Genomic DNA, 21,455 nt, shown 5'->3' with positions numbered 1-21,455 from the left:
GCCGATGATAGTGCGGATACCCGTGTGAAAGTAGGTAATCGTCAGGCTCCTCATGCGATAAACAAAAACCCCACCCCACAAAGGTGGGGTTTTTGCGTTTGGAAACCGCAAACTTGTCAACGCGAGGACTCAAAGCGAAAAGCGATGGCCGTTTTGCCGCCGCAGCCGTCAGCGAGCCAGAAATCGCTCGGCCAAACGAACCCAATACGACGATCCAACAGCCAACAAATCATCGTTGAAGTCATAACTTGCGTTGTGCAACATACAAGGTCCGGCGCCATGTCCGTGCTCGCGATGTCCACCATCGCCGTTACCTAAGAACGCGTAACATCCAGGCTTTTCAAGAAGCATAAAGGAGAAGTCTTCCGCGCCCATTGTTGGTTCGACGGCGTTGTCGACCTTATCCTTCCCTACGACTTCCGCCATCACTTCTGCCGCGAATCTCGTCTCTTCAGGCGCGTTGATTGTCGGCGGATAATTTCTGCTGAAGTGCATCTCTACCCCGCAATCGTACGCCGCAGCAGTTGCTTCGACGATTTTGCGCATGCGCTCTTCGATCAGATCGAGCGTTGCAACCGTGAAAGTACGCACAGTCCCGCCGAGCCAGGCCAGATCGGGTACGACATTCGCCGCTTCCCCTGCATGAAACTGAGTAATGGACAGCACTGCTGTATCGATCGGCTTCTTGCTTCGCGTAATGACGCTCTGAAGTCCATTCGCAATCTGGACCGCCGTAAAAACCGGATCGCGTCCGTTATGCGGCAAGGCGGCATGCGAACCGGTTCCCCGGACCGTGATACGAAACTCATTGCTCGAGGCCATAATCGGCCCTTCGATCACGCCGAAATGACCCGCGGGCATGCCAGGCCAATTGTGGATGCCGAACACGGCGTCGACTGGAAATCGGTCGAACAGACCGTCCTCGATCATGGCCCTGGCGCCCGCGCCACCTTCTTCGGCCGGCTGGAAAATGAAAACGACGGTCCCGTCGAACCTGCCACGCTCGGCCAGATGTTTTGCGGCGCCGAGCAGCATTGCGGTGTGACCATCGTGGCCGCAGGCATGCATGCGGCCGTCGTTCGTCGAACGATGTCCGAACGTATTGAGTTCCTGAATAGGCAACGCATCCATATCCGCGCGCAGCCCGATCGATGCGCCTCCGGTGCCGCGCTTCAGTATTCCCACGACACCAGTCTTGCCCATTCCACGATGCACCTCGATCCCCCAACGTTCGAGGTTTTCGGCCACGAGTTTCGCGGTGCCGACTTCTTCATAACGTAATTCGGGATGAGAATGGATCGTTCGTCGGAGCGTTTTGATTTCATCGTGTGATGCTTCGATTTCTGGGATCAGATTCATTTGAACTGCTCTCACGTTTGAATTCCGATCGCGCATAGTGAGCGCGCGAGTCATCCATTCTACGCGGCCACTATTTGCGGCACCGGACGGTCGATCGCATAGTAGCCGTAATAGAATTCGTTCATCTGCCGCCTTTCTTCTGATTAACGGGACTTTCCGATGAACGCTCCAGCCGAGTTCGCCCGCGCCGTATGCCCACACGATTGCCCGGATACCTGCGCAATGCGCGTAACGGTAGAAGACGGCAAAGCGGTCAAGATCAGCGGCGATCCCGATCATCCGCCGACGCAGGGCGTCCTTTGCACGAAGGTCGCTCGATACGCCGAGCGCACGCATCACAGAGATCGTCTCCTGACTCCCTTGCGAAGAGTCGGCAAAAAGGGCGAGGGCCGTTTCGAGTCGATTGGATGGGACGAGGCATTGCGACTCGCCGCTGACCGCCTGAAACCGATCGCCCGGCGTGCGCCCGAATCCATCCTGCCGTACAGCTACGCGGGAACGATGGGTCTCGTCCAAGGAGAGAGCATCGCCGCCCGATTTTTCAATGTGCTGGGCGCATCGCGGCTCGAGCGCACGATTTGCGCCGCCGCCGGTGCGGCGGGCTTGCGCTATACGTACGGCGCCAGCCTAGGCATGCATGCGGAGTTTTACGAAGAGAGCGAAATAATCCTGATCTGGGGAGCGAATCCGATCGCCTCGAGTCTGCATTTCTGGACGCGCGCGCAGGAAGCCAAGCGGCGAGGCGCCAAGCTGATCGCGATCGATCCTTACAAATCGCTCACTGCGGAAAAGTGTCATCAGCACGTCGCGCTGCGCCCGGGCACCGATGCCGCGCTGGCGCTCGGCATGATAGACGTACTGATTCGAGAAAACCTCATCGACGATGAGTATGTGAGCGCGCATACCGTAGGCTTCGAAGAACTCGCGGCGCGCGCGGCGCAGTATCCGCCTTCACGCGTTGCGCAGATTTGCGGCATCGGAGAGGACGTCGTCGTAGAACTCGCTCGCGCGTTCGGATCGACAAAAAAGGCCGCGATCCGGCTGAACTACGGCATGCAGCGCGTGCGCGGTGGCGGCAACGCGGTTCGCGCGATAGCCTGCTTGCCCTCGTTGACGGGCGCGTGGCGCGAACGCGCCGGAGGTTTGCTGCTTTCGTCCTCAGGATGGACTCCAATCAACGGCAGCGCCCTCGAGCGCCCCGATTTGCTGCCGGGGTGGCCTTCGAAATTGCCGCGCGCGGTCAACATGAACGCGATTGGTGACGCGCTGCTGCATCCCGGTGACGAGAAGTTCGGGCCGAAAATCGAAGCGCTGATCGTCTACAACTCAAATCCAGTAGCGGTCGCGCCCGATTCGGCGAAGGTCGAGGCCGGTTTCGCGCGCGAGGACTTGTTCACGATCGTGCTTGAACACTTCCAGACCGATACTGCCGATTACGCCGACCTGATCTTTCCCGCGACGACACAACTCGAGCATCTGGATGTCCACAAGTCGTACGGACACACGTATGTGATGGCGAATCTGCCGGCGATTCCACCCGTCGGCGAAGCGCGCCCGAACACCGAGATATTTCGCGGCCTCGCGCGCGCGATGGGCCTCGTCGAGCCCGCGCTTTTCGAAACCGACGAGCAGATCGCGTCGAATGCTTTTCGTTGGGACGACCGGACGCTGGAAGGTCAGAGCTGGGACAAGCTGAAGTCGTCCGGCTGGCTGAAGCTCGACATTGCAGAGGCTCCGCTGGCCGAGGGCGCGTTCCGCACGCCGTCGGGGAAATGCGAGTTCTACAGCGAACGCCTGAAACGCGAAGGCCTCGACCCGCTGCCGGATTACCTGCCTCCCTACGAATCCGCGGATGGCTCGCCGGAGTTGGCCGCGCGTTATCCGCTCGCAATGATCTCGCCGCCGGCCCGCAACTTCCTGAACAGTAGCTTCGTGAACATCGAGAGCCTGCGCGCGACGGAACGCGAACCGCATCTCGACATTCATCCCGCCGATGCTCAGGCGCGAGGCATCGCCGATGGCGCGCTGGTGCGCATCTTCAACGATCGCGGCTCGATGCAGGCCCGCGCGCGCGTGACAGATCGCGCGCGCGAAGGCGTCGTCGTTGGCTTGTCGATCTGGTGGAAGAAGTTATCGCCGGATGGCTGCAATGCGAATCAGGTGACTAGCCAGGCGCTGACGGACCTCGGAGGCTCAGCGACGTTCTACGACTGCCTCGTCGAAGTGGAGCAGATGGATCGCTGTGCATGACACGGCGGACTCAGACGATTCTGGTGTATGGCGTCTAACCCAGTTGTCGGAGGCTTGATGAAAAGCTACGATCTCGCTTCCGCACGACCATTCTAAAATCATATAAAGGAGACGCCGTATGGAGAAACCCTGGCTACAGTCTTACCCGGCCGGCGTGCCAGCGTCCATCGATGCCTCCGTGTATCGGTCGGTTTCCGAACTGCTCGAGGACAGTTTCCGCGCGAACCGCGACCGCCGCGCGTTCGTCTGTCTGGGCCAGGCGATCACTTACGCAGAGCTCGACGCAATGTCGAGAAAGCTGGCCGCGTGGTTCCAGAAGCGAGGGATGAAACCCGGCGCGCGAGTCGCGCTGATGATGCCGAATGTCCTGCAGTACCCCATCGCGATTGCGGCGGTGCTCCGCGCCGGATATATCGTCGTCAACGTCAATCCGCTTTACACGCCGCGCGAACTCGAGCACCAGCTCAAAGACAGCGGCGCGGAAGCGATCGTCATTCTGGAGAACTTCGCGGTAACGCTTCAGGCCGTCGTCAAGAACACTGCAATCAAACATGTGGTCGTCGCTGCGATGGGCGATCTCATGGGCCTGAAGGGGCTCCTGGTCAACTTCGTCGTGCGTCGCGTGAAGAAGATGGTTCCCGAGTGGAGTCTGCCCGGCAGCGTTCGTTTCAACGATGCGCTCGACCGGGGCGGCCGCCTCACGCTCCAGCCCGTCACCCAGACTCCCGACGACGTCGCGTTCCTGCAGTACACCGGAGGCACGACGGGCGTTGCCAAGGGCGCGACGCTCACGCATCGCAATATCATCGCGAACACGCTCCAGTCAGAAGTCTGGCTCGATCCTGCCCGCAAGCGCCGTCCCGACATCGACCAGTTCGTTTGTGTGGTCGCCCTGCCGCTGTATCACATCTTCGCGCTCACAGTGTGCGGGATGCTGACGATCCGGACGGGCGGCCTGGGCGTGCTGATTCCGAATCCGCGCGACATCGCGGGCACCATAAAGGAATTGAAGGGCGTTCCCATCAACACGTTCCCGGCGGTCAACACGCTCTATAACGCGCTGTTGAATCATCCCGATTTCGGCAAGCTCGACTTCTCAAAGCTCATCGCGGCGAACGGTGGAGGCATGGCGGTTCAGGAAGCCGTCGCAAAGCGCTGGTTTGCGGCGACCGGTGTACCGATCATCGAGGGTTACGGCTTGTCCGAGACTTCGCCGTGCGTGACCTGCAATCCGGTGACCGCGACCGAATACACGGGCACGATCGGCTTGCCGCTTCCGTCGACGGAAGTCTCGATCCGCGACGACGACAACCGGGAAGTGCCGCTTGGCCAACCGGGCGAGATCTGCATTCGCGGGCCGCAGGTGATGGCGGGCTACTGGAACCGCCCCGACGAAACGGCGAAGGTGATGACTCACGACGGCTTCTTCCGCTCCGGCGACGTCGGCGTGCTGGACGAGCGCGGCTACGTCAAGATTGTCGATCGAAAGAAGGACATGATTCTCGTGTCGGGCTTCAACGTGTATCCGAACGAAATCGAGGATGTCGTCGCGATGTTGCCGGGCGTGTTCGAAGTCGCCGCGGTCGGGGTAAAGGATCAGGCCTCCGGCGAAGCGGTGAAGCTCTTCATCGTGCGCAAGGATATGAGCCTGACGGAAGCCGACGTCATCGCTTTCTGCAAGGAGCGGCTCACCGGCTACAAGCGCCCGCGGATGATCGAATTCCGCAATGAATTGCCGAAGAGCAATGTCGGCAAGATTCTGCGGCGCGAGTTGCGCGACGGCCGCGCGTAGCGTTCGCATCCTACGAACCGAAAAAGCCATCGCGTCGTGAGACGCGGTGGCTTTTTTGTTGGACGCACGCGACGCGATGTCGTGCGATCTGCACGCACAGGAACGAAAAAAAAGGCGCCCGAAGGCGCCTTTCAGAGGATGCTGCTTTGTTACGACCTTATTAGAACTTGTGACGGATACCGACAACAGCGGCAACCTGGTTCGACGTCGACGACGGCGACAGACCGTTGATGTTCGCAACCGCTGTTTGGTTCGTCGAGTCCGTGCCGCTCGCGTGCTGGTAGATACCGTCGATGTACACGTCCGTGCGCTTCGACAGGAAGTAGTCCGCACCGAGCATGCCCTGATGGTACTTGGCGTTGGTCAGGCCGTAACCCTTCGTGTAGTCATATGCCGCGCCGAGCAGCAGGGCCGGGGTCAGCTGATACTTGAAGTTGATTTCGGCGTTGTGGAACTTGCCCGAGCCGCCCGTGTACCCAGCCGGGTTCAGGCCAGCGCCTGCTTCGTTGTTGACGTCCTTGAACTGCGTGTTGCTATACGTCGCGCCGACGGTCGCTGCACCGAACGTGTAAGCACCGCCAGCCGTGATGACTTGCTGCGTCTTGGCCGATGCGAAGCCCGAGTACACGCGGCTCGACATGTTCGAAGACGAAGGCGTCGTGGTCGCCGTGCGGCTCGTCGCGTTGTTGCCGAAGAACGAGAAGTTCGGATCCTTGACGTTCAAGTAGCCCGCGCCCAACTGCAGGGGACCTTGCGAATAGCCGAGGCCAACCGACCAGATCTGGTTGCGGTTGAACTGGCCGGCCTGGCCGCCGAGGCTGTACAGGCCGCCGAACGTGAAGCCGGCGTAGTTTGCGCTCGTGTACTTGACCGCGTTGTTCACGCGATTCGAGTTGTTCATGTTGTCCAGGTCGCCCGGGTGCGCGCCGAAGTACGACGCCCACTGGCTACCGACTTCGAATGCGCCGGTGTAGTCAACCACGGAGTCGTACTGACGACCCAAGGTGACCGTGCCGAATTGTGCCGTCGACAGACCGACGTAAGCCTGACGGCCGAACATGTCGCCGCCTTGGCCCAGTTGGCCGTTGAACACGTTGAAGCCGTTTTCCAACACGAAGATGGCCTTCAGACCGCCACCGAGGTCTTCCGTGCCGCGCAGGCCCCAACGGCTACCCTGCAGGTTGCCGCTGTTCATTGCATACAGCTTCTGACCGTTGCTGTTGTTGTTGTAGGCGAAGCCTGCGTCGATGATGCCGTACAGCGTCACGCTGCTCTGCGCATGTGCAGCGCCTGCGAATGCGCCCAATGCGGCGAGAGCGAGAAGCGACTTTTTCATTGAATAGATCTCCAGGGAGTGTTTGCGACTTTTGGCAAGGTCACTGTTCTTAGCGCCAGTGTGTTGACGGTCCCTGCCGGGCTTCTTAATGAAGTTGAGACGTAATGTAACAAAGAGACTTTGGAGGACAAAGGAAAAGGGGAAGATCCGCCAGACTCGTGTGACGTTTACGCAACAGACGCTAAAATGTTGGTTTTGCAGGACTTTTGCGAGTCGTGTTTGCCCTAATTACCAAAACGGGGCTTGCGAAGGGGCGTCTGCGGTGCGCTCGCGCGCGTCGAAGGGGTGCGTCGCCGGCAGTCGCAGATGCGTCGATCGCGAAGCGTTCCATAGTCCTTGTCACGAAGAGCCTGGCTGCGCTTCGGGCTGCTGAAACCTAAGCCCTGACAAGCCTGCGCGGCTTCGAGGCCCCTCAATGTGCGCTAAAATCCGCGTTTTCTTCGCATGCTCGCTCAGCCGCTTGACGAAACACCCGGTCAGCGCCGACGAGCCAGCGCATACGGTTTGCTGAAAACGCGCAAACGCCGTGACCACGAACTATGAAGAGAGGTGGCAACATGACGCTCGATGAAGTCATCAGCGAGTTCGATCGGGGCTTGCGCTCCATGACCGGCGTGAGTCGCATGTCGCGGCCGATTCCCGAATCGACGATGTCCGGTTCAGACGCGCAAGGCGATGTTCTCTCGGAGGAATCACAACTCACCGAGAAAGAGCGCGCTCATTCGGCCGGCTTGATGCGTGTGAACCACGTCGGCGAAGTCTGCGCGCAGGCGCTGTATCAGGCGCAGAAGCTCGCCACCAATTCGCCCGAACTCAAAGCGAGCTTCGAGCGAGCCGCGCGCGAGGAGGAGGATCATCTCGCGTGGACGTCGACGCGGCTCAAGGATCTCGAGTCGCGGCCGAGCTTATTGAATCCGCTCTGGTACGCGGGCGCGCTCGCGATCGGTTTCGTCGCGGGCCGCTTCGGCGATCGTGCGAGCCTCGGCTTTATGGCGGAGACCGAACGCCAGGTCGAGCAACATCTCGATGGTCACATGAAGACGTTGCCGGTGAACGATCATGCGTCGCGCGCGATCGTCGAACAGATGCGTCTCGATGAAAGCGCGCACGCCGCCGCGGCAATCGGCGCGGGTGGCAGCGAAGTGCCGTTTCCGGTTCGCGCCCTGATGCGTGCAGCGTCCAAAGTGATGACTCGCACAGCCTACTACATATAGCGTGTTAGACGCCTCGGCAATCGCCGCCGCGTGGCGCCCCGTGGCGCTCGCTGTCCGAACCCACGACTGGACCACTAGTCGGCCAGAAGAACCGTTACATTTCCCTCATTTCGCCTGCTCATTTCACGTACTACCTTCACATCCCGCACTAGCCCTCTAATTCATAACGGTTTTCTCTTTCGCCGTCACTTCAAGCTCCTGCGCTAAGTCCTTGTTCTAGCGAATAAAAACCACTCGAAAAAAAGTTACGCGTCTTGACCGAGGAAATGCGTTCCTCTAAAGTGGGAGACAGTGTGAGAAAGTGGTCTTTTGTGTGATTCACAGGCCATTTTCAAGCAAAAGCGGGTGGGACGGGCGTCAGGGTGGGCGTCCGAAACGGGGAGAGGGTGAGTGTTCCAAGGGGCGTCGGCGCTGACGCTCGATGCGAAAGGGCGGATGTCGGTTCCGTCGCGCTATCGGGAAGCGCTGCAAGGGCAGGCAGAGGGCCGGGTGACGCTCACGAAGAGCCCGGATGGATGCCTGTTGCTCTTTCCTCGCCCGGAGTGGGAAGTCTTTCGCGCCAAGGTCGCCGCGCTTCCGATGGAAGCCATGTGGTGGCGGCGCATCTTTCTCGGTAATGCAATGGATGTCGAACTCGACAGCGCCGGGCGCGTGCTGGTCTCGCCCGAGCTGCGTGCTGCCGCGTCGCTGGAAAAAGAGGTGACCTTGCTCGGCATGGGCGCGCACTTCGAGTTGTGGGATTCGCAGACCTACGCGGCGAAGGAAGCGGCGGCGATGGCGCAGGGCATGCCCGAAGCGCTGAAGAATTTCACTTTCTGACGCGGCGCTGAAGAAAATGGCGAATTCGTCGGGAAAAGAGCTGCAGCACCGCACGGTGCTGCTGAAGGAAGCGGTGGATGGGCTGATCACGCGCACGGACGGCATCTATATAGATGGCACTTTCGGGCGCGGCGGTCATAGCCGGGCGATCTTGCAACGGTTGGGGGAAGCGGGGCAGCTCATCGCCTTCGACAAGGATCCTCTTGCGATCGCCACGGCACAACAGATTCACGACTCGCGTTTTTCGATCGTGCACGACAGCTTCGCGGCTTTGCGCGATGCGGCGAACGAGCGCGGTGTCGGGCGGGTGTCGGGCGTGTTGCTGGATCTTGGCGTGTCGTCGCCGCAGGTGGACGACCCGGAGCGCGGCTTCAGCTTCCGCGCAGAAGGTCCGCTCGACATGAGGATGGATCCGACTCGCGGCGAGTCGGCGGCCGAGTGGCTCGCACGGGCTACGGTGCAGGAAATCACGGAGGTCATCAGAGATTATGGGGAAGAACGGTTTGCTTTTCAGATTGCAAAGGCGCTTGTTGCTCGCCGGGCAGAGTCCGACCGTCTTGGGCCTCTCGACAGCACGAGCGAGCTTGCCGAAATCGTGGGTCACGTCGTCAAAACCCGTGAAAAGGGCAAGGACCCGGCAACTCGCACCTTTCAGGCTATACGGATTCACGTCAATCAAGAGCTTGCGGAGCTGCAAGTAGTACTCGAGTCGGCATTGGCATTGTTGGAGCAAGGGGGGCGGCTGGTCGTGATCAGCTTTCATTCACTCGAAGACCGGATCGTCAAGCGGTTCATGCAGGCGCACGCGAGCGCGCCGGCGGTGGACCGTCGCTTGCCGATCCGCGCGGTCGATCTGCCCAGCCCGCCGCTGCGTGTGGTCGGCCGCGTGTTTCCGAGCGATGCCGAAGTCGCCGACAACCCGCGCGCGCGGTCCGCGGTGATGCGTATCGCTGAGCGGATCGCCCCATGAACCGTCTCAATATCTTCCTGCTGATCGTCGTGCTCGGGTGCGCGCTGTCGGTCGTCAGCTCCACGAACCAGCAGCGGGAGATCTTCATCGACTTGCAGCGGGCGCAGTCGCAGGAGCGCCAACTTCAGCAGGATTACGCGCAGTTGCAGTATCAGCAGAGCGCGCTCTCGAAGACGTCGCGCATCGAGCAGTTGGCCACTAACTCACTGAAAATGCAGCCCGTGACGACCGGCCGCACGCAATATCTCACCTACGACACGGCGACCGGCAAGGCCGCCGACGCACCCATGCCGCCGCCGCTGCCGGCGTCGGCGCCGCCTGCACGCGGAGCCAAGCGATGAAAAAATCCGCGAAGCAGAAAGACGTCGCTCATACGCCGAACCCGCTGCTCGCCGTGCGCCTGCCGATGTGGCGCTCGAAGTTCGTCGTATTCCTGCTTTTTATGGCGTTTGTCGCCCTCGCCGCACGCGCGTTCTGGATTCAGGGGCCTGGCAACGCGTTCTTCAAGAAGCAGGGGGAGAGCCGCTATCAGCGCACGCTCGAAATGCCGGCGACGCGCGGCCAGATTCGCGACCGTAACGGCCTTGTGCTTGCGACGAGCCTGCCGGTGAAGGCCATCTGGGCAATTCCCGAGGCCGTGCCGAACGATCTCGGCGCGGACAAATTCGCGCAACTGTCCAAACTGCTCGAAATGCCGGAAAAAGAGCTGCGCGCGAAGCTCTCGATGGACAAGACCTTCGTCTACGTGAAGCGGCAGGTGCCGCTCGAAGTCGCGCAGAAAGTCGCCGCGCTCGACATTCCCGGCATCTATTCGCGCGGCGAATACAAGCGCTTTTACCCGGAAGGCGAAATCACCGCGCACCTGATCGGCTTTACTAATATTGAAGACAAGGGACAGGAAGGCGTCGAACTCGGCGACCAGAACGTTCTCGCCGGCACGCCGGGCATGCGCCGCGTCATCAAGGACCGCATGGGCCACATCGTCGAGGACGTCGACGAGCAAGTCGTGCCGCACAATGGTACGGATGTCGAACTCTCGATCGACAGCAAGATTCAGTACATCGCGTACACGAACCTGAAAGCGGCCGTCGAGAAGTCGAAGGCGAAGGCAGGCGCGGCGATCGTGATCGACGTGAAAACGGGCGAGGTGCTCGCGCTCGTCAACTATCCCACTTACAACCCGAACGACCGCTCGCGCATGACGGGCGAGCAGTTGCGCAACCGCATTCTGACGGACACGTTCGAGCCGGGCTCGATCATGAAGCCGTTCACCGTTTCGCTCGCGCTCGATCTGCATCGCGTGACGCCGAATACGCTCGTCGAAACGGGTGGCGGCGTGTTCGTCCTCGACGGGGCGCGCATTACGGACGATTCCGGGTTCGGCACGCTCACGGTCGGCGGCGTGATTCAGAAGTCGAGCAATATCGGCGCGACCAAAATTGCGATGCAATTGCGTCCTGAGGAAATGTGGAACATGTACACGAGCATCGGGCTCGGTCAGGCGCCGAAGGTCGGTTTTCCGGGCGCCGTGACAGGACGCCTGCGGCCGTGGAAAAGCTGGCGGCGCATCGAGCAGGCGACGATGTCCTATGGTTACGGCTTGTCCGCGTCGCTGTTTCAGCTTGCGCGCGCGTACACCGCGATCGCCAACGACGGCACCATTCTGCCGGTCTCGATTTTCCGCACGCCCGGCGATCAGCCGCCGATCGGTCAGCAGGTGTTCTCGCCGACGACCGCGCGCCAAGTGCGCGCGATGCTCGAAACCGTGACGGCGAAGGGCGGCACGTCGCCGGATGCGGCCGTGGCGGGCTATCGCGTCGGCGGCAAGTCGGGCACGGCGTACAAGCACGGCGGTCACGGCTACGACCATTCCAAGTACCGCGCATCGTTCGTCGGCATGGGGCCGATGCCGAATCCGCGCATCGTCGTGGCGGTGTCCGTCGACGAGCCGACGGTCGGCAGCCACTTCGGCGGTCAGGTATCGGGTCCGGTGTTCTCGGGCATCGTCGGCGACACGCTGCGCGCGCTCAACGTGCCGCCCGACATGCCGGTCAAGCAGATGGTCGTGACGGACGATTCGAACGCCGCCGCACAACCGGCAGCCCAGCAGCCGGCGAACAGGAATAACGTGAACACCGCGAAGAAAGTCGCGGTGTCCAGCAACACGAAGACGCACCCGGGAGTCGTGCGATGAGCGCGCAGGCCCGACAGAGCAAAATGCAAAAGGATGTATCACATGCCGTTCAGTGGCTGCGCGCGCACGCGCGGCCCGAGGCGCAACTGCACGCCGACACGCGCTCGCTCAAAAGCGGCGACGTGTTCCTCGCCTATGCGGTGGATGGCGCGGACAACCGCCCGTATCTCGACGCCGCGCTCGCCGCGGGCGCGGCCGCGGCGCTCTATCAGCCGGAGAGGTTCGCGGGCAAGCCCGATCAATCGAAAACGCTCGCCGTGAAGGCGCTGAACGAGCTCGCGGGCCCGATCGCGTCCGCGTGGTACGGCGAGCCGACGGCATCGATGCTGACCGTCGGCGTGACAGGCACGAACGGCAAGACCTCGTGCAGCCAGTGGATCGCCACGGCGTTGACGGCGCTCGGCCGCCCGTGCGCGATCGTCGGCACGCTCGGCATCGGCATGCCGGGCAAGCTCGTACATAGCGGCTTCACCACGCCCGACGCGCCGCAATTGCAGCGCAATCTCGCGCAATTGAAGGCGCAGGGCGCGGAAGGCGTAGCAATGGAAGTGTCGTCGCATGCGCTGCACCAGGGCCGCGTGAATGGCGTCGATTTCGACGTCGCCATTTTCACGAATCTCACGCAGGATCATCTCGATTACCACGGCACCTTCGACGCCTACGAAGCAGCGAAAGCGCGTCTCTTCGCGTGGCCGTCGCTCAAGACGGCAATCGTCAATCGCGACGATTCGGCGGGTCGGCGTCTGATCGAATCGCTGCGCGGCAACGTGCGCACGATCGCCTATGGCGTCGAAATGCCCGCCGATGCCGCGCCGAGCGCCGACGCGATGCTGCTCGCGACGCAGGTCCGCGCGACCGCGACGGGTACAGCGTTTCATTTGTCGTCCGACTGGGGCGAAGCCGATGTCGAAGTGGGCACGCTCGGCACATTCAACGTGAGCAATCTGCTTTCCGTGCTCGGCGTGCTGCTCGAAGTCGGGGTGCCGTTCGATGCCGCCATCGCGCGCATCGAGAAGCTCGAATCCGTCAACGGACGCATGGAGCGCCTCGGCGGACGCATTCAGAGCGATGAGCCGCTCGTCGTGATCGACTACGCCCACACGCCCGACGCGCTCGACAAAACGCTCACCGCGCTGCGCCCGATCGCGCAGGCGCGCGGCGGCGAGCTCGTCTGCATGTTCGGCTGCGGCGGCGACCGCGATGCGACCAAGCGTCCGCTCATGGGCGCGATCGCGGAGCGTCTCGCGGATCAGGTCGTCATCACGAGCGACAACCCGCGCAGCGAAGATCCGCAAGCCATCATCGATCAGATCGCAGCCGGAATGACCGACGCCGCCAAAGCCCGCCGCATCGAGGACCGTGCGAGCGCGATCCTGCAGGCGATCCGCTCGGCGGCGCGCGAGGATGTCGTCGTGCTCGCCGGGAAAGGACACGAAGCCACGCAGGAAATCATGGGCAAGAAGCGCGCGTTCTCGGATCAGGATCACGCGCGGCTCGCACTTGCCGCGCGCGCCACGCAACAGCGCGGAGGTGGCGAATGACGATGTTCACCTTGCGCGAAGCCACCGCGATGATTCCCGGTGCCGTTCTTAAGGGCGACGAAAACGTGGCTATCGAACGCATCGTCACGGACAGCCGTGGCGTTCAGGCCGGTGACCTGTTCGTCGCGGTGCGGGGCGATCGCTTCGATGCGCATGATTTCCTCGATCAGGTGGCAAAGAGCGGCGCGGCTGCGGCGCTCGTGTCACGCGACCCGAGCAACGCTGATGCCTGGCCACTTCCTGTCATCAAGGTAAAGGACACGCGCGCCGCACTCTGTGCGCTGGCGCACGGCTGGCGTACGCGCTTCACGATGCCGCTCGTCGCCGTCACGGGCAGCAACGGCAAGACGACGGTCAAGGAGATGATCGCGTCGATTTTCGCGGCTGCGGTCGGCGAGCAATCGCGTCTCGCGACCGCTGGCAACTTCAACAACGACATCGGCTTGCCGCTCACGCTGTTCCGTCTGAACACGTCGCACAAGCTCGCGGTGGTCGAGCTCGGCATGAATCATCCGGGCGAAACGGAAGTGCTCGGCAAGATCGCCGCGCCGGACGTCGCCGTCGTCAACAACGCGCAGCGTGAGCATCAGGAGTTCATGGCGACGGTCGAAGCGGTCGCGCTAGAGCACGCGTCGGTGATCCACGCGCTCGGTGAAACGGGTACGGCCGTGTTTCCCGCCGACGATCAATACGCCGTCTTCTGGCGCACGGCCGCGACGGGCAACCCGATCATCGACTTCGCGCTCACGGACGACGCGTCGAAGGCAGCCGTCACCGGCATGCTCGAAGGCACGACGGTGCGCATGCAGACGCCGCAAGGCGCGCTCGATGTCGCGTTGAACGTGCTCGGCGAACACAATGCGCGCAACGCAATGGCCGCGACCGCAGCCGCGCTCGCCGCGGGCGTTTCGCTCGATGCGATCAAGCGCGGCCTCGAATCCTTCCAGCCGGTGAAGGGCCGTCTGCAGGTGAAGCGCGCGATCCTCGGCGCGCTCGCAGGCGCGACCGTCATCGACGACACGTACAACTCCAATCCCGATTCGATGCGCGCCGCGATCGACGTGCTCGCATCGCAGGCAGCACCTCGCGTGCTCGTAATGGGCGACATGGGCGAAGTCGGCGAGGAAGGTCCGGCGTTTCATCGCGAAGTCGGCGCGTATGCGGCCGAGCGCGGTATCGATGCGCTCTTCGCGCTCGGCGCAGCCAGTGTCGATGCGGTGAACGCATTCAACGCCAGCGCATCGAAGCAAACCGCGGCGCATTTCGGTGACGTCACCGAAATGGTCGCCGCACTCGAACGCGCAGGTTACGGCAGCAACGCAACGTATCTCGCGAAAGGCTCGCGCTTCATGAAGATGGAGCGCGTAGTGGACGCCTTGACGACTTCCCAACAATCCGCTGCGGGCAGTGCGCCCGCGGCACATTGATTCACTGAAAGAGAAGGACCAGCATGCTACTCGCACTCGCGCAATGGCTCCAGAATGACGCCAGCTTCATGCGCGTGTTTACCTACATCACGTTCCGCGCCGTGGGCGCCACGGCGACGGCGCTTTTGATCGGCCTGGTTTGCGGCCCGTGGGTCATCCGCAAGCTGAGCGCGCTCAAAGTCGGCCAGGCCGTGCGCAAGGACGGCCCGCAGACGCACCTCGTCAAGTCCGGCACGCCGACGATGGGCGGCGTGCTCATTCTCATCGGCATCGCGGTGTCGACGCTGCTGTGGGCCGACCTCACGAACCGCTTCGTGTGGATCGTGATGCTCGTCACCTTTGGCTACGGCGTGATCGGCTGGGTGGATGACTATCGCAAGGTCGTGCACAAGGATCCTCGCGGCATGTCCTCGCGTGAGAAGTATTTCTGGCAATCGGTGATCGGCATTTTCGCGGCCGTTTATCTCGCGTTCAGCGTCTCGGAGGCGAACAACGCGCGCGTGTTCGATCTCTTCATGGCGTGGGTGAAGAGCGGCCTGTCGATGGGCCTGCCCGCGCGCGCAGACTTGATGCTGCCGTTCCTCAAGTCGATCACCTATCCGCTCGGCGTGTGGGGCTTCATCGCGATGACGTATTTCGTGATCGTCGGTTCGAGCAACGCGGTGAATCTCACCGATGGTCTCGACGGTCTCGTCATCATGCCGGTCGTGCTCGTGGGCGCGTCGCTCGGCGCGTTCGCGTACGTGATGGGCAGTTCGGTTTATTCGAAATATCTGTTGTTCCCGCACATTCCCGGCGCGGGCGAACTTTTGATCTTTTGTTCCGCAATGGGGGGCGCGGGTCTCGCGTTTCTCTGGTACAACACGCACCCCGCGCAAGTCTTCATGGGCGATGTCGGCGCGCTCGCGCTCGGCGGCGCGCTAGGCACGATCGCGGTGATCGTCCGTCAGGAGATCGTGCTCTTCATCATGGGCGGCATCTTCGTCGCGGAAACGCTTTCCGTGATGCTGCAGGTCTTCTGGTTCAAGTTCACGAAGCGCCGCTACGGCGAAGGCCGGCGTTTCTTCAAGATGGCGCCGCTGCATCACCACTACGAGTTGTCCGGCTGGACCGAGACGCAAGTGGTCGTGCGCTTCTGGATCATCACGTTGATGCTGTGTCTCTTCGGCTTGTCGACGCTCAAGTTGCGTTGATCTTTTTGCGGTTTCGCGGTTTCAGGTTTTCGGGAAAGGTAAAGCGATGTTTGGCGAGAAGTTTGTCGGTCGGCAAAGTCCGATGGTGCTCGTGCTGGGACTGGGTGAATCCGGTCTGGCGATGGCGCGCTGGTGCGCCAGGCACGGTTGCCGCCTGAAGATCGCCGACACGCGCGAAACGCCGCCGAATCTTTCCGAACTCGCGGTTCACAAGATCGATGCGGACTTCATCGGCGGGGCGTTCACGCCCGCATTGCTCGATGGCGGCATCGAACTCGTTGCGATCAGCCCGGGGCTTTCGCCGCTCGCGCCGGAGCTCGCGCCGTTGATCGCCGCAGCGAAGGAACGCGGCATTCCCGTGTGGGGCGAACTGGAACTCTTCGCGCAGGCGCTCGCCGGACTGGGCGCGAACGGTTATGCGCCGAAGGTCATCGCGATCACCGGCACGAACGGAAAAACCACGACCACCGCGCTTGCCGGTCTTTTGTGCGAGCGTGCGGGCAAGTCGGTCGCGGTCGCGGGCAACATCAGCCCGTCGATGCTCGACAAACTGACCGAAGCGATCGATCAAACCGCCCTCCCGGATGTCTGGGTGCTCGAACTGTCCAGCTTCCAGCTCGAAACCGCGCATTCCTTCGCACCGCACGCGGCCGCGGTGCTCAACATCACGCAGGATCATCTCGACTGGCACGGTGGCCTGGACGCGTATGCCGCCGCGAAGGGCCGCATTTTCGGATTGCGCACGACGCGCGTGCTGAACCGTGACGACGCCCGCACGATGGCGCTCGCGAAGAACATCGCGCAGGACCGCGTCGTGACGTTCGGGCTGAACGAGCCGTGTCATGTCGGTGACTATGGTTTGCTGCGCGACAACGGCATGACGTGGCTCGCCATCGGCGTCGATCGCGACGCCGCCGATGAACCCTCGCCGTCGCGTCGCCGCAAGCAGGAAGTCAGCGAGCCGAACGTCGTCTCGAAGCGACTGATGCCTGTCGATGCGCTGCGTATTCGCGGGCTTCACAACGCGGCGAACGCGCTTGCGGCGCTCGCGCTCGCGCGTGCGATCGATCTCCCGCTCGCCGCGCTGTTGCACGGGCTGCGCGAGTATCGCGGTGAGCCGCATCGCGTGGAAGTGATTGCGCAGATCGACGGCGTCGATTACGTCGACGACAGCAAGGGCACCAACGTCGGCGCGACGGTGGCCGCGCTCGATGGACTCGCGCAGCGCATCGTGCTGATCGCCGGTGGCGACGGCAAGGGCCAGGACTTTTCGCCGCTCGAAGCGCCTGTCGCACGCTGGGCGCGCGCGGTCATGCTGATCGGCCGCGACGCGCCGCGCATTCGCGAAACGCTCGCATCGACGGGCGTCGTGCTCGAAGACCACGCGACGCTCGAAGCCGCGACGAATGCCGCCGCGCGCATCGCGGAAGCCGGCGACGCCGTGTTGCTCTCGCCCGCGTGCGCGAGCCTCGACATGTTCAGGAACTACGCACACCGCGCCGACGTGTTTCGCAGCGCGGTCGAAGATATCGCCGCCGCGCGGGGAGTGATGCTATGAGCTGGTCGGACCGCTTCGGATCGAAACTCACGGGCCAGCGCAACGCGATGCCGAGCGACTCGCTCGCGGGCCGCTCGAATTCCGGCACGCGCGGCGGCATTTCGAGCGCGGTGAACGGCGTGCGTCCCGCGCGCTCGCGCATGCTCGACTACGACTATTCGCTGCTCTGGGTGATGATCGCGCTGCTCGGTCTGGGCATCGTGATGGTGTACTCGGCGTCGATCGCGATGCCCGATTCTCCGAAGTACGCGAGCTACCGCGACTATCACTTCCTCGTGCGCCACCTGATCTCGATTACGACGGCGCTCGTCGGCGCGATCATCGCGTTCAAGATCCCGATCAAGACCTGGGAAAAATACGCGCCGAAACTGTTTCTCTTCGCGCTGGTGTTGCTGGTCATCGTGCTGATTCCGCACGTCGGCAAAGGCGTGAACGGCGCGCGCCGCTGGATTCCGCTCGGCATCACGAACATGCAGCCGTCGGAAATCATGAAGCTCGCGGTGACGATCTACGCCGCAAACTACACCGTGCGCAAGCAGGAATTCATGCACAGCTTCGGCAAGGGCTTCCTGCCGATGGCGGTGGCGGTCGGCGCGGTCGGCGCGCTTTTGCTGCTCGAACCCGATATGGGCGCGTTCATGGTGATCGCCGCCATCGCGATGGGCGTGCTGTTCCTCGGCGGCGTCAATGGCAAGCTGTTCGGCGGACTGGTGGCGACGGCGGTGGGCACGTTCACGTTGCTCGTGTGGGCATCGCCGTGGCGTCGCGAGCGAATCTTCGCTTACCTCGATCCGTGGGACGACCGTTACGCGCAAGGCAAGGCGTACCAGTTGACGCACTCGCTCATCGCGTTCGGACGCGGGGAGTGGTTCGGCGTCGGACTCGGTGGCAGCGTCGAAAAGCTCAACTATCTTCCGGAAGCGCATACCGACTTCATTCTTGCCGTGATCGGCGAGGAACTCGGTTTCGTCGGGGTGATTTGCGTGATCCTGCTGTTCTACTGGATCGTGCGCCGCGCGTTCGAGATCGGCCGTCAGGCGCTCGCGCTCGATCGCACGTTCGCCGGTCTGATGGCGAAGGGCGTGGGAATCTGGTTCGGCGCGCAGACGTTCATCAACATGGGCGTGAATCTCGGCCTCCTGCCGACCAAGGGTCTTACGCTGCCGCTCGTCAGCTACGGCGGCTCGGGCATTTTGCTGAACTGCGTCGCGCTGGCTGTCTTGCTGCGCGTGGATTACGAGAATCGGGTTCTCATGCGCGGAGGAAAAGTATGACCGCGCAACGCGACCGCACCTTGATGGTGATGGCGGGCGGCACCGGGGGCCACGTGTTCCCGGGGCTCGCGGTCGCGCACTGGATGCAGGCCCACGGCTGGCGCGTGGTATGGCTCGGCAATGCGAACGGCATGGAAGCGACGCTCGTGCCGAAGCACGGCATTCCGATGGAATACGTGCGCTTTGGCGGCGTGCGCGGAAAAGGCATCAAGACGAAGCTGATGCTGCCGGTGAATCTGCTGCGCGCATGCTCGCAGAGCCTCGCCGCGCTGCGTCGCGTGAAGCCGGATGTCGTACTCGGCATGGGCGGCTACATCACGTTTCCGGCGGGCATCATGACGAAGCTCGCGGGCTGCCCGCTCGTGCTGCACGAACAGAATTCGATCGCGGGACTCGCGAACAAGGTGCTCGCGCATCTTGCGAAACGCGTGCTCGTCGCGTTTCCAAATGCTCTGCCGAATGCCGAATGGACCGGTAATCCGATCCGTGCGGAACTAACGAGCGCGTTGCCACCCAAAGTACGCTACGCCGCGCGTTCCGGGCGTCTGAATGTGCTCGTCGTCGGCGGCAGTCTCGGCGCGGCCGCATTGAACGAAACCGTGCCGAAGGCGCTCGCGATGCTGGCGCCGGACGAGCGTCCGCGCATCGTGCATCAGGCGGGCGCGAAGCATATCGAAGCACTGGAAGCGAACTACGCGGCGGCGGGTCTCACGCGCGGAGAAGATCTGCAACTCGTGCCGTTCATCGAAGACATGGCGGGCGCTTACGCATCGGCGGATCTCGTCATCTGTCGCTCGGGCGCGATGACGGTCTCGGAGATTGCGGCGGTGGGCGTCGCTGCGCTCTTCGTGCCGTTCCCGTTCGCCGTCGACGATCACCAGACGACCAACGGCGCCTTTCTCGCGAAGAACGGCGCGGCTGAACTGATACAACAACGCGATTTGTCGGCGCAAAAGCTCGCCGACTGGCTACGCGTACAGACGCGCGCATCGCTCGAGCAAATGGCCGAGCGCTCGCGCGCACTCGCGAAACCGGACGCGACCGAAAAGGTCGCGAGCATATGCGCCGACGTGGCCGGCGCGCGTGTGAACGCGCAAGCTCGGGAGGCACATTAATGAAACATATCGTCAAGCATATTCACTTCGTCGGGATCGGTGGCGCCGGCATGAGCGGCATCGCGGAGGTGCTGCTCAATCTCGGCTATCACGTGAGCGGTTCGGATCTCGCGAACAACGCCGTGACCGAGCGGTTGCGTGCGCTCGGCGCGCGCGTCGACATCGGCCATCAGGAACAGAACATCGAAGGCGCGAATGCGGTCGTCGTGTCGACGGCCGTGCGTCCCGACAATCCCGAGGTGCTCGCGGCGCGCCATCGCCGCGTGCCGATCGTGCCGCGCGCCGTGATGCTCGCGGAACTCATGCGGCTCAAGCAGGGCATCGCGATCGCCGGTACGCATGGCAAGACCACGACGACTTCGCTCGTCGCAAGCGTGCTCGCCGCGGGCGGACTCGATCCGACGTTCGTCATCGGCGGCCGCCTGATTAGCGCGGGCGCGAACGCGCGGCTCGGCACGGGCGATTTCATCGTCGCGGAAGCCGACGAATCCGACGCATCGTTCCTGAATCTCTTCCCGGTGATCGAAGTCATCACGAACATCGACGCCGATCACATGGACACCTACGGCCACGACTTCGCGCGGCTGAAGCAGGCGTTCATCGAGTTCACGCATCGTCTGCCGTTCTATGGCATCGCCGTGTTGTGCGTCGACGATCCGAACGTGCGCGAAATCCTGCCGTTCGTCTCGAAGCCGATCATCCGCTACGGCCTGGGCGCCGAGGCGGAAGTGCGCGCAGTAAATGTCGAGGCGCGCGACGGCCGCATGCATTTCACCACGTTGCGCGCGGATGCGCCGTCGCTCGACATCGTGTTGAACCTTCCGGGTACGCACAACGTGCAGAACGCGCTCGCGGCGATTGCGATTGCGACTGAACTTGAAGTCGCGGATGCCGATATCCAGCGTGCGCTCGCCGAATTCAACGGCGTGGGCCGGCGCTTCCAGCGTTACGGCGAAGTGAACGCGAGCACCGGCGAAGGCGCGTACACGCTGATCGACGACTACGGTCATCACCCGGTCGAAATGGCCGCGACGATCGCGGCGGCGCGCGGTGCGTTTCCCGACCGGCGTCTCGTTCTCGCGTTCCAGCCGCATCGCTATACGCGCACGCGCGACTGCTTCGAGGATTTCGTACGAGTGCTGTCGACGGTCGATGCGCTCGTGCTCACCGACGTTTACGCAGCAGGCGAAGCACCCATCGTCGCAGCGGACGGCCGCGCATTGGCGCGCGCGATTCGCGTCGCGGGCAAGGTAGAGCCGGTGTTCGTCGAGACGATCGACGAAGTGCCCGACGCGGTAACGACGATCGCGCGTAACGGCGACGTGGTGATCACGATGGGCGCGGGTTCCATCGGCGGCGTGTGCGGAAAGCTGGCGAACGTGGCAAATGGCCAGTCTCAGTAAGAGCGGTATC

Annotated in this window: 16 protein-coding genes; 14 read left to right on the top strand and 2 right to left on the bottom strand. The window is 62.6% G+C overall.

Going from position 1 to position 21,455, the window contains the following annotated elements:
• Window positions 1-168: 168 nt before the first annotated feature.
• Window positions 169-1,359, bottom strand: a complete 1,191-nt coding sequence (locus NCT32_RS12020) for a M20 aminoacylase family protein (RefSeq protein WP_250490353.1) — start codon at window positions 1,357-1,359, stop codon at window positions 169-171.
• A gap of 159 nt (window positions 1,360-1,518) precedes the next feature.
• On the opposite strand from NCT32_RS12020, the gene NCT32_RS12015 reads away from it, so the two are divergent.
• Window positions 1,519-3,609 carry a molybdopterin-dependent oxidoreductase gene (locus NCT32_RS12015; protein ID WP_250490352.1) on the top strand — a complete coding sequence of 697 codons (2,091 nt, stop codon included), beginning with the start codon at window positions 1,519-1,521 and terminating at the stop codon, window positions 3,607-3,609.
• Between the two features lie 118 nt (window positions 3,610-3,727).
• A complete protein-coding gene (locus tag NCT32_RS12010) occupies window positions 3,728-5,401 on the top strand; it encodes a long-chain fatty acid--CoA ligase (RefSeq protein ID WP_250490351.1) in 1,674 nt (557 codons plus the stop codon).
• Between the two features lie 160 nt (window positions 5,402-5,561).
• On the opposite strand, the gene NCT32_RS12005 is transcribed toward NCT32_RS12010, so the two are convergent.
• On the bottom strand, window positions 5,562-6,737 hold the full coding sequence (locus tag NCT32_RS12005) for a porin (RefSeq protein ID WP_061121472.1): 1,176 nt from the start codon (window positions 6,735-6,737) through the stop codon (window positions 5,562-5,564).
• Window positions 6,738-7,294: 557 nt separating this feature from the next.
• Here NCT32_RS12005 and coq7 point away from each other — a divergent pair.
• The 12 genes from coq7 (at window position 7,295) to murC (ending at window position 21,445) form a co-directional block, all read left to right on the top strand.
• The gene (gene coq7, locus NCT32_RS12000; protein WP_061121502.1) at window positions 7,295-7,951 is read left to right on the top strand and encodes a 2-polyprenyl-3-methyl-6-methoxy-1,4-benzoquinone monooxygenase; all 657 of its coding nucleotides are present in this window, start codon (window positions 7,295-7,297) and stop codon (window positions 7,949-7,951) included.
• Between the two features lie 390 nt (window positions 7,952-8,341).
• Entirely contained in the window at window positions 8,342-8,770 is a 429-nt protein-coding gene (gene mraZ / locus NCT32_RS11995; RefSeq protein WP_061121473.1) for a division/cell wall cluster transcriptional repressor MraZ, read from the top strand.
• Between the two features lie 16 nt (window positions 8,771-8,786).
• Window positions 8,787-9,740 (top strand): 16S rRNA (cytosine(1402)-N(4))-methyltransferase RsmH, encoded by a 954-nt coding sequence (gene rsmH, locus NCT32_RS11990; RefSeq protein ID WP_061121474.1) that lies wholly within the window; start codon window positions 8,787-8,789, stop codon window positions 9,738-9,740.
• A complete protein-coding gene (gene ftsL, locus NCT32_RS11985) occupies window positions 9,737-10,081 on the top strand; it encodes a cell division protein FtsL (protein WP_061121475.1) in 345 nt (114 codons plus the stop codon). The genes rsmH and ftsL overlap by 4 nt, the downstream gene beginning before the upstream one ends.
• Window positions 10,078-11,934: a penicillin-binding protein 2 gene (locus tag NCT32_RS11980; protein ID WP_061121476.1), complete on the top strand. Its 1,857-nt coding sequence runs from the start codon at window positions 10,078-10,080 to the stop codon at window positions 11,932-11,934. Before ftsL ends, NCT32_RS11980 begins: the two co-directional genes overlap by 4 nt.
• Complete coding sequence (locus NCT32_RS11975) at window positions 11,931-13,475, top strand: UDP-N-acetylmuramoyl-L-alanyl-D-glutamate--2,6-diaminopimelate ligase (RefSeq protein ID WP_250490350.1); 1,545 nt, start codon at window positions 11,931-11,933, stop codon at window positions 13,473-13,475. The genes NCT32_RS11980 and NCT32_RS11975 overlap by 4 nt, the downstream gene beginning before the upstream one ends.
• Window positions 13,472-14,902, top strand: a complete 1,431-nt coding sequence (gene murF, locus NCT32_RS11970) for a UDP-N-acetylmuramoyl-tripeptide--D-alanyl-D-alanine ligase (RefSeq protein WP_250490349.1) — start codon at window positions 13,472-13,474, stop codon at window positions 14,900-14,902. Before NCT32_RS11975 ends, murF begins: the two co-directional genes overlap by 4 nt.
• 23 nt (window positions 14,903-14,925) lie before the next feature.
• Window positions 14,926-16,095, top strand: coding sequence for a phospho-N-acetylmuramoyl-pentapeptide-transferase (gene mraY / locus NCT32_RS11965; protein WP_061121479.1), 1,170 nt, complete (start codon window positions 14,926-14,928; stop codon window positions 16,093-16,095).
• A 46-nt stretch (window positions 16,096-16,141) separates the two neighbouring features.
• Window positions 16,142-17,653 (top strand): UDP-N-acetylmuramoyl-L-alanine--D-glutamate ligase, encoded by a 1,512-nt coding sequence (gene murD / locus NCT32_RS11960; protein WP_061121480.1) that lies wholly within the window; start codon window positions 16,142-16,144, stop codon window positions 17,651-17,653.
• Window positions 17,650-18,927, top strand: coding sequence for a putative lipid II flippase FtsW (ftsW, locus tag NCT32_RS11955; RefSeq protein ID WP_250477107.1), 1,278 nt, complete (start codon window positions 17,650-17,652; stop codon window positions 18,925-18,927). The genes murD and ftsW overlap by 4 nt, the downstream gene beginning before the upstream one ends.
• Window positions 18,924-20,042: an undecaprenyldiphospho-muramoylpentapeptide beta-N-acetylglucosaminyltransferase gene (gene murG / locus NCT32_RS11950; RefSeq protein ID WP_250490348.1), complete on the top strand. Its 1,119-nt coding sequence runs from the start codon at window positions 18,924-18,926 to the stop codon at window positions 20,040-20,042. Before ftsW ends, murG begins: the two co-directional genes overlap by 4 nt.
• Window positions 20,042-21,445 carry a UDP-N-acetylmuramate--L-alanine ligase gene (gene murC, locus NCT32_RS11945; protein WP_061121483.1) on the top strand — a complete coding sequence of 468 codons (1,404 nt, stop codon included), beginning with the start codon at window positions 20,042-20,044 and terminating at the stop codon, window positions 21,443-21,445. The genes murG and murC overlap by 1 nt, the downstream gene beginning before the upstream one ends.
• Window positions 21,446-21,455: the final 10 nt, after the last annotated feature.

It is taken from the genome of Caballeronia sp. INML2, assembly GCF_023631365.1.
Lineage (GTDB): Bacteria > Pseudomonadota > Gammaproteobacteria > Burkholderiales > Burkholderiaceae > Caballeronia > Caballeronia turbans.
This window is presented reverse-complemented; position numbering and strand designations above follow the sequence as displayed.